General features: G+C 73.5%; 9 protein-coding genes. 4 read left to right on the top strand and 5 right to left on the bottom strand.

Annotation, left to right across the window (positions count from 1 at the left end; genetic code table 11):
* The first annotated feature begins 1 nt into the window (after window position 1).
* The gene (treS, locus tag ACQPY0_RS17790) at window positions 2-1,741 is read left to right on the top strand and encodes a maltose alpha-D-glucosyltransferase (protein WP_432990163.1); all 1,740 of its coding nucleotides are present in this window, start codon (window positions 2-4) and stop codon (window positions 1,739-1,741) included.
* On the opposite strand, the gene ACQPY0_RS17785 is transcribed toward treS, so the two are convergent.
* The 3 genes from ACQPY0_RS17785 to ACQPY0_RS17775 form a co-directional block, all read right to left on the bottom strand.
* Window positions 1,723-2,865, bottom strand: a complete 1,143-nt coding sequence (locus tag ACQPY0_RS17785) for a uroporphyrinogen-III synthase (RefSeq protein WP_432990161.1) — start codon at window positions 2,863-2,865, stop codon at window positions 1,723-1,725. The two genes, treS and ACQPY0_RS17785, sit on opposite strands and share 19 nt — an antisense overlap.
* Before the next feature lie 67 nt (window positions 2,866-2,932).
* A complete protein-coding gene (locus ACQPY0_RS17780) occupies window positions 2,933-3,994 on the bottom strand; it encodes a hypothetical protein (protein ID WP_432990159.1) in 1,062 nt (353 codons plus the stop codon).
* 95 nt (window positions 3,995-4,089) lie between these two features.
* Window positions 4,090-5,505: a glycosyltransferase family 2 protein gene (locus ACQPY0_RS17775; protein ID WP_432990157.1), complete on the bottom strand. Its 1,416-nt coding sequence runs from the start codon at window positions 5,503-5,505 to the stop codon at window positions 4,090-4,092.
* Between the two features lie 177 nt (window positions 5,506-5,682).
* Here ACQPY0_RS17775 and ACQPY0_RS17770 point away from each other — a divergent pair, with 177 nt between their 5' ends.
* Window positions 5,683-6,231: a sigma-70 family RNA polymerase sigma factor gene (locus tag ACQPY0_RS17770; protein ID WP_432990155.1), complete on the top strand. Its 549-nt coding sequence runs from the start codon at window positions 5,683-5,685 to the stop codon at window positions 6,229-6,231.
* 90 nt (window positions 6,232-6,321) lie between these two features.
* Entirely contained in the window at window positions 6,322-7,377 is a 1,056-nt protein-coding gene (locus ACQPY0_RS17765; RefSeq protein WP_432990153.1) for a sensor histidine kinase, read from the top strand.
* 21 nt (window positions 7,378-7,398) lie between these two features.
* Here ACQPY0_RS17765 and ACQPY0_RS17760 read toward each other — a convergent pair whose 3' ends face one another.
* Complete coding sequence (locus tag ACQPY0_RS17760) at window positions 7,399-9,720, bottom strand: hypothetical protein (RefSeq protein ID WP_432990151.1); 2,322 nt, start codon at window positions 9,718-9,720, stop codon at window positions 7,399-7,401.
* A gap of 5 nt (window positions 9,721-9,725) precedes the next feature.
* Window positions 9,726-10,385 carry a response regulator gene (locus ACQPY0_RS17755; RefSeq protein WP_432990149.1) on the bottom strand — a complete coding sequence of 220 codons (660 nt, stop codon included), beginning with the start codon at window positions 10,383-10,385 and terminating at the stop codon, window positions 9,726-9,728.
* 138 nt (window positions 10,386-10,523) lie between these two features.
* Here ACQPY0_RS17755 and ACQPY0_RS17750 point away from each other — a divergent pair, with 138 nt between their 5' ends.
* On the top strand, window positions 10,524-12,662 hold the full coding sequence (locus ACQPY0_RS17750) for an AbfB domain-containing protein (RefSeq protein ID WP_432990147.1): 2,139 nt from the start codon (window positions 10,524-10,526) through the stop codon (window positions 12,660-12,662).
* Window positions 12,663-12,845: the final 183 nt, after the last annotated feature.

The raw sequence follows: 12,845 nt of genomic DNA, 5'->3' as shown, positions 1-12,845 counted from the left end.
CATGCCGGTCAACGCGGAATGGTACCAGCGTGCCGTCTTCTACGAAGTCCTCACACAGGCCGGCTTCGACTCCAACAACGACGGCGTCGGCGACCTGCTGGGGCTGGTGTCCAAACTGGACTATCTACAGTGGCTCGGCGTGGACTGCCTCTGGCTGCCACCGTTCTACGACTCGCCGCGCCGCGACGGTGGGTACGACATCCGCGACTACTACACGATCTCCCCGGAGTACGGCACGATCGAGGACTTCGTGACCCTGCTCGACGCGGCCCACACCCGCGGCATCCGGGTCATCACCGACCTCGTGCTCAACCACACCTCCGACACCCACCACTGGTTCCAGGAGTCGCGGCGCGACCCGACCGGCCCGTACGGCGACTTCTACGTGTGGCGCGACACCGACACCGAGTACTCCGACGCGCGCATCATCTTCGCCGACACCGAGCCGTCGAACTGGACCTTCGACCCGGTCCGGCAGCAGTTCTACTGGCACCGGTTCTTCCACCACCAGCCGGACCTCAACTACGACAATCCCGCCGTCGCCGAGGCGATGCTCGACGTGGTGCGGTTCTGGCTCGGCCTCGGCATCGACGGCTTCCGGCTCGACGCGGTGCCGTACCTGTTCGAGCGCGAGGGCACCGACTGCGCCGGCCTGCCGGAGACGCACGCGTACCTCAAACGCGTCCGGAAGATGGTCGACGACGAGTACCCGGGCAGCGTGCTGCTGGCCGAGGCGAACATGTGGCCGACCGACCTCGTGGAGTACTTCGGCGACCCCACGCTCCTGGCGGGCGACGAGTGCCACATGGCGTTCAACTTCCCGCTGATGCCCCGGATCTTCATGGCCGTGCGCAAGGAGTCCCGGGTGCCGATCTCGGAGATCCTCGAGCAGATGCCGAAGATTCCCGAAGGCTGCCAGTGGGGCACGTTCCTGCGCAACCACGACGAGCTCACCCTGGAGATGGTCACCGACGAGGAGCGCGACTACCTCTACAGCGAGTACGCCCGCGACCCGCGCATGCGGCTCAACCTCGGCATCCGGCGCCGGCTCGCCCCGATGGTCGGCAACGACCGCAGCCAGATCGAGCTGTTCACGTCGTTGCTGCTCTCCTTACCCGGGTCGCCGGTCATCTACTACGGCGACGAGATCGGCATGGGCGACAACGTGTACCTCGGCGACCGCGACGGCGTGCGCACGCCGATGCAGTGGAACGTCGACCGCAACGGCGGGTTCTCCCGATGCGACCCGAGCCAGCTGTACCTGCCGATGAACAACGGCTGGGTGTACGGCTACCAGTCGGTCAACGTCGAACGGCAACAGCAGGAGCCGGCCTCGCTGCTGCACTGGACCCGCAAGATGCTCGCCATCCGCAAGCGGCACCCCGCGTTCGCCCTCGGCGACCTGACCGACCTCGGCGGATCCAACCAGGCGGTCCTGGCGTTCCTGCGCGAACACAAGGACGACACCGGCGACGAGGTGCTGCTCTGCGTGCACAACCTGTCCCGTCACCCGCAGCCGGTGCAACTGCCCCTCGGTGCACGCTTCCACGGCCACACGCCGGTCGAGCTGACCGGCGACACCCGCTTCCCCAGCATCGGCCTGCGGCCCTACCTACTGACCCTGCCGGGCTACGGCTCGTACTGGTTCCGCATAGTCCCACGGAACCGGCGCCGGGTCGCGGCTACCTTCCCTGATCCGACCGGCACGACTGGCCTACCCGGTCACGTGGCGAGGCGGTAGCCGCGTTTCATGACCGTGTGCACGAGGTCGGCGCCGTCGAGGGTGCGCCGTAGCCGGGACACGGCCATCTCGATGGCGTGATCGTCCACATCGGACCAGTTGGGGATCGAGCGGCGGATCTCGGCGGAGGAGACCACCCGGCCGGGCTGGCGGGCCAGCGCTCGCAGCACCGCGAGCGGGCCCGCCTGCATCGGGATCAGCCGCCCGTCCAACACGACGGCCTGGCCGCGCAGCTCCAGCGCGTGCGGCCCGATCTCGAGCCGGGTCGCCGTCCGCGGCAAGGCTTCCAGCAATGCGACGGCCAGTTCTTCGGCGAACGGGGCGGCACCGACGATCGGGTGCACGCCCCAGGCCACCAACGGGGCGGCGGTGCCGGCACCCAGGCAGGCGCAGAGCACGTCGTCGCAGAGCGCGTTGAGCATGTCGTCCAGCCGGCCCTCGGCCTTCGCTTCGGCCAGCAGATACTCGGTGGCCGGCGCGCCGAGCAGGGCCGCCGCGTTGATCTGCCGGTTGACGATCTGGTCGACGAGGCGACGCAGATGCTCGGCGTACGCCGGCCGAAGACTCTGGAACGTCGGCGCCTCGACCACGTCGGCGCCGGCCGCGCGCAACGCCCGGCACGGCTCCCGCAGCGACACCGTGTCGGTCTGCACGACGATCCGGCTCCCCGCGACCGGCTGCGCGAGCAGGTACCGGAACAGGTCCTCGGTGCAGGCACCGGCGGTCGACCAGACCGTGCTCAGCCCGATCTCGCGCAGGCTGTCGGCGGCGCGGGCGTCACGGGCCAGCAGCCGGGCCGTGCCGAAGCGGGCCAGCAGCGCGTCGGCCAGGCCCCATCGACCCGCCGCGGCGAACCAGCTCCGCAGCCCGAACGCGGACGAGACGACCAGCTCGTCACACGGCCCGGCAAGCACCTCGTCGGTGGCCGCACGCAGCCGCGTCTGGTCGATCTGCGGGATCGACCGACTCGCCTGCACACCGATGGTGCGCGCGCCGGCCTGGGCCAGATGCTCGGCCAGGACGTGCTTGCGCCGCTCGGACGCCACCGCCACGGAGTATCCGGCCAGCGGTGCGATCTGCGCATCCGGGTCACCCTGACGGCGGGACCTGGCAGGCGGGGCCACAGGAACTCCTGGCGATAGCTGAAGACACGTCTGGGCTGCCGCGCAGGCAGGGCGAAATCCCCGCCGCTCAGGAGTACCAGGCCGCCGAATCCAGGCCGTGCCGGAACACGTACACCATCGCCCGGTGGATCGCGACCTCGTCCGGCGGCTGCGGGTCGGGCAGGTTCAGGTGCGCCACCAGCCGGGGGTCCGGGGCCAGGCCGTGTCGCTCCAGGTAGAAGGCCGCGGCCTCGCTCCAGACCCAGCGGCCGTCGCTGCGCAGGTGCTGCGGCACCACCGCGCCGTGCTGCGGGGCCAGCACGTCGTCCGTGGGGGTGCTGGTCCAGACGATCACCGGCGCGGCGCGCAGAGCCGCCAGCAGCCGTACGCGCTCGTCGGGCTCGGCCACGACGGGGCGGCCGGCGGCGAACCACGGGCCGCGGGCCGGGTCGGCGCCGTGGAACACCGGCGCGACGTCGACCGGTCGCGGCGGGTGGGCCGCCCACAGCAGCGCGCCGCAGCAGCGGGCCAGCGTCTGGTAGTACGGGCTGTCCGCGCCGGCCCGGCACACCTCCGCCTGGGCGTTGGGGTCGCCCGCGCCGGCCATCACCGCTCGCGCACCGGCGGCGAGCGCGGGCAACCCGCCGGTGGTGCGCTCCACGCCGAGCACCGTGACCCGGACCGGCGCGTGCCAGGCGTGGGAGCCGGCCGGCATACGCCACGAACGCCACAGCGCGCGCACCCCCGGCGTGCCGCGCGCGAAGGCCACCAGCGCCCGGTCCACCGGGTCGAGCTCGTCGGCGGCGGCGCCGGTCAGGTCAACCGGGCGCGCCACGACCGGGTCCGTCCCGGGATCCGCGACCGTGAGCGTGGACTGGAACAGCCACGGCGCCGGATCCCGGTCGCCGATCACCTCGGCCAGCGCGGCGGCCAGGTCGCGGTCGGCCGCCTCGGCGGTCAGTTCCGTGCGCAGGACGTCGGCCTCGTCGGGCGCCAGGTGCAGCGGCTGCGCCAACGCCTCGAACGCCACCGTCCGGGCGACCTCGGGCCGCCGGCCGGCGGCCAGCCGGTCCCGCACGTCGCCCAGCACCGGATCCGGCAGGTAACCGGCCAGCCGCAGCAGCAGGCCGTGCAGGGCGTCATCTGCCACGGCGTCGCGGTCGTCCGCCTGCACCGGTCCCCCGTCCCGCGCTCCGGGTTCACCCGCGCCGCGCCCGCGTCGGCCGAGGAGCCCGCCGCGGGCGCCTACTTGTGCCGCCACCACGAATCCGTCGCCGTGCGGTCGAACGTCCGGAACACGGTGTTGACCTGCCGCCCGTGCGTGACCATGCCCGTGTACCAGGTGCGCGCGACGTAGTTGAACGGGCCCATGTCGACCGGGCCCGCCTCGCGGGCGTGCTGCACGCAGCAGTCGAACACGTCCCGGCAGAAGTCCATCACGACCTTCCGGCTCCCGCCGGCCAGGCCGGCGTTGAGGAGCTGGATACCGCGGTTGGCCGACAGGAACCGCAGCAGCGTCTCGCTGCCGCCGTGGTGGTACACCATCCACGGGATGCACAACGGGGACGGCTCGTCGCCCACGTACAGGCGGTCCTCCATCTCGGGGAACGGATCGCGCAGCATCTCCACGTCGGTACCGTCGACGCACCACACCTGGTCGATCTCCGGGTGCTCGCGCAGGTACTGCCAATAGCAGAGCCAGCGCTGGAAGTAGGGCGAGGCACCGGCGGCACCGGCGGGTACGCGCACGTGGGTGACCAGGTCGGTGTCCGGCTCGTCGAGGCAGTCGTGCAGCACCACCAGCCGCCGCCCGTGCCGGCGCAGCGACTCCCGCAACTCGGCCAGGTCGGCGTAGTCCGGCGTCCAGGCGACACCGCGCTGCGGGTCCGGCTGCGCGGTCAGGTAGGTGGTCAGCACCACGTTGGTCGCGGCCAGCGGGCCCAGCGGGCGGGGCCGGAACTCGCAGTACTCGGCCGACGCGCGGCTGGACTCGTAGCGGGTCTTCAGGTCCCGTATCAGGGTGAAGCGCTCCATGTCCGACACGCTGGAGCCGACCGTGACGTGCTCGTCGCAGCTGTGGATCAGGTGCTCGCTGCCGGCCACGTCAGCGAACCGGAACGAGGTCAGCCCGGCGTTGTAGATCCGGTTGGACAGGTCCACGTGCTCATAGCCCCAGCGGCCGTACCGGGGGTCGTAGCCGCCGACCTCGTCGAGTACCCGCCGGTGCAGGTACAGCATGCAGCCGCGCGGGTGCGAGTACGCCTTGAGCTCGGCGTCGCGGTAGATCTCCACCGAGTCGCCCAGGGGACCCAGCAGGGTGTCGGTGAAGATGTACATCAGGTGCGGCTCGGGGCTTTCCACGTACGGCCGCTCCCACCCGTCGGCGACCGGCCAGCAGTCGTCGTCGAACAGGAACAGGTGGGTGCATCCCAGCTCGGCCAGCAGTTCCAGGCACTTGTTCTTGGCTCGGGCGATCCCGGCGTTGGTGTCGAACCGGTAGGTCGCCTCGTCCACCGGCTCATCGCTGGCGTCGTCGACCACCACGATCGCGGCGCCGCTGGGTGCGTACTTGCGGATCGCCTCCAGCGCCTGGCGCAGGACCGGGCCCCGATTGTGCGTCGTGATCCCGATGCCGACCTCGGGGAAGCTGGCCTCTGACATGCGCACCTCTTTCGACGTCGTCCTATCCGTCACACGGTGGCGGGTGCGGCCCGAGTTCACGGGCGGGCTCGGCAGTGCGCGGGTAGGGATAACCCTCAACCGAATGGGTGAGAACCCTGCGTCACCGACGGGCACACACCGTGTTGGAGCGGTACCGCTGAGCGGCACTGTCAAGACATGACGAACACGGTGCTCAACACGGGACTGGCCGGCACGACCGACAGTGACCGGCGCCTGCGCGAACTGGTGGACAGCTACCGCGAACCACTGACCACGTACGCACGACGGCTGACCGACGGCGACAACCACCGCGCCGAGGAGGCCGTGCAGGAGGCATTCGTGCGCGCCTGGCGGCACCTGGACAAGCTCACCCCCGACCAGGGGCCGGTGCTGGGCTGGCTGCGCCGGGTGGTGCACAACCTGGTCATGGACGGCTACCGCACGCGCAAGGCACGCCCCGCCGAGGTGGCGCTCGATCAGGCCGCCGACGTGGCCCTCGCCGACCCGTCCGACGACGTCGACAACCGGGTGCTGGTGGAGCAGGTCCTGGGCGAGCTGTGGCCGCAGCACCGCGCCGCACTGATCGAGGTGTACCTGCACGGGCGCAGCGCGGCCGAGATCGGCGCGTCACTCGGGGTGCCGGTGGGTACCGTCAAGAGCCGGGTGCACTATGCCCTGCGCGCGGCCCGCCGGGTCCTGGCCGACCGCACCCCCTGCGCGGCCTGAGCGACCGCGTCCCGCCGCGGGTACAGTGCGATGGTGCATCGCCGCTGCGAGCGAACCGGACGCTCCCGGGAGGCGGACCGGACCGCCGCCGTGACACGCCTGGTCGAGACCCTGCGCGCGCTGCCCGGACCGCCCCTGCCGGAGCGCCACGGCCAGGCGCTGGCCGAAGCGCTCGGCGCCTGCCTGGCCGCGGACCACGTCCGGCTCGTGCTGCGGCTGCCGGCCGGGCTCGACTCCGCGGCCGGATACCGGGTGCAGGAGTACGGCGCCGGTCGGGTCCCCGAGGTGGGCGACGCCGGTCGCGGTGAGGAGCCGGCCGCCGGTCGGGAGCCGCCGCCGTCGGCCACGATCCGGCTGGAGCACGACGGGCACGCACTCGGCGAGGTCCGGGTCGACCCGCCGGCCGCCGCGCGGCGGCTGCGCGACTGGCCGGAACTGCTCACGGTGACCCGGCTGCTGGCCTCGGAGCTGCGCGCCCGGCTCTGCGCCGACGACGCCGAGCAGATGCTGCGCCGCGGCGCGGCACAGCTGGCCGACGCCCGGCTGCGGGCCGCGGGCGACATGGAACGCCAGCGGTACCACCTCGAACGGGACCTGCACGACGGCGCCCAGCACCACATGGTGGCGCTGCAGATGTCGCTGGCCCTGGTCGAACACCACCTCGGTGCCGGCGACCGGGTCGAGGCGGCCGGGCACCTGCAACGCCTCAAAGATCTGCTGGCCAGCACCGAAGAGGTCCTGCACAGCACGGCCACCGGGCTCCTCTCGCTGCCGCTGGCCGACCACGGCCTGGTCACGGCGCTGGCGGCCCGGCTGGGCACCCTGGACACGCTCACCATGGACATCGACCCGCTGCTGAGCGGCCGCCGGTATCCGCCCGAGGTGGAGGCCACGGTCTACCTCGCGTGCCTGGAAGCGGTCAGCAACGCGCACAAGCACGTGCCCGGGGCCAAGGTCACGCTGACGCTGCGCACCTCCGCCCGGGGACTGAGCTTCGACGTGACCGATACCGGGCCTGGGTTCGACGCCAGCGGCCCGATGCCGCTGCGCCAGCTCGCGGAGCGGCTGGCCACCGTCGGTGGCACCTTGACGGTCAGGTCCAGCCCGGCCACGGGCACACAGGTCAGCGGATTCGTCGCGATCTGACCGGCGTCGCTCGCCCCGGGATCACCCGTGGGCCGCGCCGGTCAACAGCCGCTCGCTGATCCGCACCAGCGACGCGTATGCGCCCCGGCCGGCCGTTCCGGGATCGGGCCGCATCGCCTGGGTGCGCCAGAACGCCAACGCCCGCGCCGCCGCGCCGCTCACCTGTTCCACACCAGCCCGTTGGGCCAGGCCCAGGCGGGCCCGCGGATCGCGACCGTGGGCACCCAGCAGCCGCAGGGCGTCGTCGTGTCCGTGCGGCAACCGGATCCGCCGGCCCCGTAACGCATCCAGCAGGTCCAGTTCAGTCAGCTCGTCCGCGCCCGCGGCCTCGGCCTCCACCGCGAGGCCGAGCTGGTCGTCGCGCCGGCCGGCGGACGCCGCGGACGCCAGGGCGCGCAGCGCCCAGCGGGCGGCCAGCAGCCCGGACCAGGACCGGACCCAGCCGCGCAGCGCGAGCTCGACCGGGCCGGTGTCGCCGCCCGGCGGCCAGCCGACCACGGTGTCGCACAGCGCGGCCAGCCGTGGCCGCGCGCCCGGACCGGTCGCATGCGCGCAGATCACCACCGGGGCGAATCCGTCCGGAGACGGAGCTCGCAGGGCGCCGAGGAACTCCGACTGCGCCGAGGTCACCAGCCCGTCCAGCGCCAGGACCACCACGTCGGGCGGCCCGTCCGCGGTGTCCGACCAGCGGCACAGCTCCGCCGCCAGCCGCGCGTCCACCCGCTGCCGGTGGTGCACGAGCCGCAGCCCCCGCAGCGCCGGCGCCGGGCTTTCCAGCAGCACCCGGTGCCGCTCGCCGCCGGCCGCCGATGGATCCAGGCCGGACCAGCCGGGGACGCGGATGCGCCGCCACGCCCGGGCCGGGCCGATCGGCTCGACCGTGGCCTGCTCGACGGGCCCGTGCTGGTAGTACAGCACCGGGGACGGCCACAGCCGGTCGGCGCTGCGGCCGCACAGCCGGGCGACCAGCTCGTCCGCCCGCGGACCGACCACGGCCACCCGGACCCGGGCGTCCTGGCGGTCCACGGCCACCCGCACCGGGGCCCCGTCGGCCGGGGTACCGAGCGCGGACAGCAGCAGGTCGCGCAGCCGTTGCGCCACGGTTCCGGCGTCGCCGCCGGTGGCGGGCGCGGGCGGCGTGCCGTCGCCGCCCCAGCGCTCCGGCAGCCGGATCTCCACCAGAACCGTCGCGGTGCCCGGGCGGCTCGCCACCGACAGCCGGCCACCCAGCGCGGCCAGCCGGCGCGTGTCGTCGCGCAGGTCGGCGCCGACCCGGTCCGGCTGCGGACCGGCCCGCTCGAGCCGGATCGTCAGCACGTCCCCGTCGCGCGCCAGCTCGACCCGCACCGGCTCGTCGCCACCGGCCGCGCAGAGCGCCGTCACGGCCGAGGCCGCCGCCTGGTACAGGCCCGACTCGACCTCCCAGCCCTGGCGCCGGCCGAGGTCGCCGTGGAAGTGCACCGGCACGGGCAGCGTCGCGGCCATCTCGGCCAGCGCGGCGGCCACCCCGGAGCCGCGCAGCACCTGCGGGTATACCCCGCGGACCACGGCGCGGAACTGCTCGATCATCTCGAGCAGGGCGGCCCGGATCGTGGCCACGATCGCGACGGCGCCGGGCCCCTGCGACTCCAGCGCCGACTCCAGCGCCGCGGTGTGCTCGACGACCGCCCGCAACTGCCGGCCGGAGGTGGTGGTCACCGCGCAGGCGAGCCGGTCACGCTCCACGGCCAGCACGGTGGCCAGTTCCAGCTGGACGGTGCCCACCCGCTGCAGGGCCCGGCCGCCCTCGTCCCGGGCCGCCTGGGCGGCGCCGCGCGCGGCGGCCTCGCGCAGCATCAGGCCGAGGCACATCGAGGTGTCGCCGAGCAGGTCCAGCTCGTGCGATCGCAGGCCCGTGCCGTCGCGGTGGGCCAGCACCAGCACCGCGGGCCGGGAGCCGCCGGCGGTGGGCACCTCGACGGTCGCGGCGACACCGTCCAGAGTGGACAGAAGCGCCGGATCGGCAATGCCTTCGCGGCCATCGCGGCCTTCGCGCCCTGCGCCGGCCCGCACCGACCGCCAGCCCCGCCAGCGGACCGCCGGTCGCCACAGCGGCTGCCCGGCGCCCTCGGCCGGCGCGCCGGGCAGCCACAGCTCGGCGCGGCGCGCGGCGCAGCCCCGGGCCGCGTTGCGCAGCAGGGCCCGGATCACCGGCCGGTAGTTGCCGACCGGATCGCCGGGGCGGCCCGACGTGCCGCGGGCGCCGGCCGCCTGGACCGGTAGCAGCTCGGCCAGCAGCGCCAGCGGCGGCCGTGGCGCCGGCCGACCGGCGCCGCTGCTGAGGAGGTCCGCGGACGGGGCCACGCCGGTCAGCCGGCCCGGTTCGAGCGCAGGTACGCCAGCACCGCCAGCACCCGCCGGTGGTGCGCGGCCTCGGCAGAGAGGCCCAGCTTGGTGAAGATGCTCGCGATGTACTTCTCAACCGACTTGACCGAGACGAACAGCTCCGTGGCGATGCCCGTGTTGGAGCGGCCCTCGGCCATCAACCGGAGCACGACCCGTTCTCGTTCGGTCAGCTCGGCCAGCGGACCGGGCGTGTCCGGACCGGGCCGGTTGACGAGGTTCGCGGCCAGCACCGGCTCGATCACGATCTCGCCGGCGGCGATGCGGACCAGCGTGTCGGCCAGGACCGCCACCCCGGCCACCTGGTCCTTGAGCCGGTAGCCGATGCGTTCGGTGCCGACCTCCAGCAGCTGGAACAGGTAGTGCGCCTCGGCGTGCTGGGACAGCAGCAGCAGCCCGACGCCGGGATGCCGCCGGCGGATGCGCGCGGCGGTGTCCAGCCCGCCCTCCGGCCCCGGCGGCATCCGGATGTCGAGGATCGCCACGTCGACGGCGGTCCGCGCGAGCAGGTCGAGCAACCGGTCGCCGTCCTCGACCCCCCCGACCACGGTGTGCCCCGCGGCGGTGAGCAGCATCTGCAGCCCCTCGCGGAACAGCGCGCCGTCGTCGGCGACCGCGACGTCCATGCCCAGCCTTTCCTTGCATTCGCCTAAGCGATTTGGTTCTGTTACCGCAGGCGTCGTCGTTTCGTAATGATCCGGCCGCGCGATCATGACCTTCAATCGGCCATACTACCGGCTCCGGATCGGGTGAAAGGGTTCTGGATGTACGGAATCGGCATCGATCTGGGTACCAGCTTCGTCGCCGCGGCGCTGATACACGACGGCACCCTGGACATGGTCAGGCTCAGCGGCCAGGCCTTCGCGGTCCCGTCCGTGGTGTACATGGACGAACAGGCCGGGCTGATGACCGGTGAGCCGGCCGATCGGCTCAGCCTGGAGGACCCGGCCCGGGCGGCGCGGGAGTTCAAGCGGCGGCTGGGCGATCCCACGCCGATGGTCCTCGCCGGCGCGCCGCATTCACCAACGGCGCTGATGGCCGCGCTGCTGTCCGACGTGCTCGAGACGGTCAGCCAGGCCCGGCAGGCGCCGCCCGATCGCATCGTGCTGACCCACCCGGCGGTCTGGGGACCGTACCGGCGCGAGCAGTTCGCCGGCGTGGCCCCGCTGGCCGGACTGCCGTCCCACCTTGCCTCATCCCCTGCGTCGCCGCCAGCAACGGACGCGACCACCGCGCCGGTGCCGGCGGTGCGGCTGGTCACCGAGCCGGTCGCCGCGGCCACCTACTACTGCTCGACCCGGCCGCTGCCGCCCGACGGCCTGCTGGCCGTGTACGACCTGGGCGGAGGCACCTTCGACAGCGCCGTGGTGCGCAACGGCCGGGCCGGGCTGGAGATCGTCGGCACCCCCGAGGGCATCGAATGGCTCGGCGGCGCCGACTTCGACCAGGCCGTGCTGAGCCACGTGGACCAGCGGCTGGGCGGGGCGTTGAGCGCGCTCGACCCGGCCGACCCGCGCACCGCCCCGATCCTGGCCGCCGTCCTGCGCGACTGCACGCTGGCCAAGGAGGCCCTGTCCACGCGCGAAGCGGCCGAGGTTACCGTGCCGCTGCCCGGCTCGCCCCGGCAGGTGGGCATCACCCGCGACACGTTCGAGCAGATGATCGGCCCATCGCTGGACACCACGGTAGAGGCGTTCCGGCGCACCCTGAGCGCCGCCGGCATCACCCCGCAGGACCTGACCGCCGTGCTCCTGGTCGGCGGGTCGTCGCCGATTCCGCTGGTGTCGCAGAAGCTGCGGGACGCGCTGGGACGGCCGATCCTGAGCAACACCCACCCCAAACACGCGGTGGCGCTGGGGGCCGCGATGCTGTCGGCGGGCGGCTCACCGCAGCGCCGGGCCGGGGCACGCCACCGCACAGCGCCGGTGGTGCCGCCCGTACCCGCCGCGGCTGCCCCGGCCGCGGCTGAACCGCACCCGGCGTCCGCCGCACATCCGGTCTCCCCACCGGCACCGGCCGACCCCGGATCCGGCGCCGAGCCGGCGGTCCCGGCCGCCGAGCCGAACGGGACCACCGAGCCGAACGGGACCGCCGGGCCGAACGGGACGGCCGAGCCGAGCGGGCCGAGCGGGCCGGCACCGCGGCGGAGCACCCGACGAAGGAGAGGCCGCCTCCTGCTCGGCCTGGTGACGGCCGGCCTGGCCGCAGTGGCGGTCCTGCTGGCCTCGACCTGGCCGACCCAGCCCTCGTCGGACCTCGAAGCCGCTCCCCCGCTGCCGGCCGCGGCCCCGACCTCATCCGTCCCGAAGTGGGCCGCCAACAGTCCGGAACTCGGCGGCAGCCCCGCCCCCAGCAGTCCGGACGCCAGCGGTCCGGCCGTCGCCGTCGGCGATGCGACCGGCCCGCCCAAGGCATCCTCGCCGGCCGCGGCCACCCTGCAGACCGGCGTCTACAAGTCGCTGCGCGCGACGACGGCGTGCTGCACCAACCGTTACGCGCGACACCGCGACGGCCTCGGCTACATCGACGTCGTGGACGCGAACAGCACCGCGCTGCTCAAACAGGACGCGACCTGGCGGGTCGTGCCCGGCCTGGCCGACTCGTCCTGCTACTCGTTCGAGGCGCGCAACTTCCCCGATCATTACCTGCGGAACCAGGCATTCCGGGTGCGCATGGACGCCAACGACAACTCGGCGCCATTCAAGGCCGACGCGACGTGGTGCGCGCAGCCGGGCAACGGCGGCGTCCGGCTGACGGCCTGGAACTTCCCGGGCCAATACTACCTGCGGCACTACAACGCCGAGCTGTGGCTGGCAACGCCGGGCGGCCCCAATGCGTACGACAGCCCGACCCTCTTCACCGAGGACACCACCTGGTCGCTGGACGCGCCCTGGGCGCCGTAGTTCTTCAGTTTGAACGCCGGCCGGCTCCCCGCTGCCGTGGGAGCCGGCCGGTTCTTCGGTCCTTGGCCACGCGAACCTGGCAGAGAGGCGCGCCAGCGCCGAACGGTGTCTCGCGGGAGGAACGGTCCGCAGGTGACACGGACCCGAGCCCTGAACCGCTCCTGGACCTGAAGGTGTGAGCCG

It is taken from the genome of Dactylosporangium sp. CA-233914, assembly GCF_050942935.1.
In the GTDB taxonomy this organism is placed as follows: Bacteria; Actinomycetota; Actinomycetes; order Mycobacteriales; family Micromonosporaceae; genus Dactylosporangium.
Note: the sequence above shows the minus strand (reverse complement) of the source record. Positions and strands in the feature narration are given on the sequence as shown.

Bases quoted from the DNA above. Each gene is read 5' to 3' on its own strand.
- ACQPY0_RS17770 (WP_432990155.1), top strand. From the start codon at position 5,683: ATGACGAACACGGTGCTCAACACGGGACTGGCCGGCACGACCGACAGT.
- ACQPY0_RS17750 (WP_432990147.1), top strand. From the start codon at position 10,524: ATGTACGGAATCGGCATCGATCTGGGTACCAGCTTCGTCGCCGCGGCG.
- ACQPY0_RS17755 (WP_432990149.1), bottom strand. From the start codon at position 10,385: ATGGACGTCGCGGTCGCCGACGACGGCGCGCTGTTCCGCGAGGGGCTG.
- ACQPY0_RS17775 (WP_432990157.1), bottom strand. From the start codon at position 5,505: ATGTCAGAGGCCAGCTTCCCCGAGGTCGGCATCGGGATCACGACGCAC.
- treS (WP_432990163.1), top strand. From the start codon at position 2: ATGCCGGTCAACGCGGAATGGTACCAGCGTGCCGTCTTCTACGAAGTC.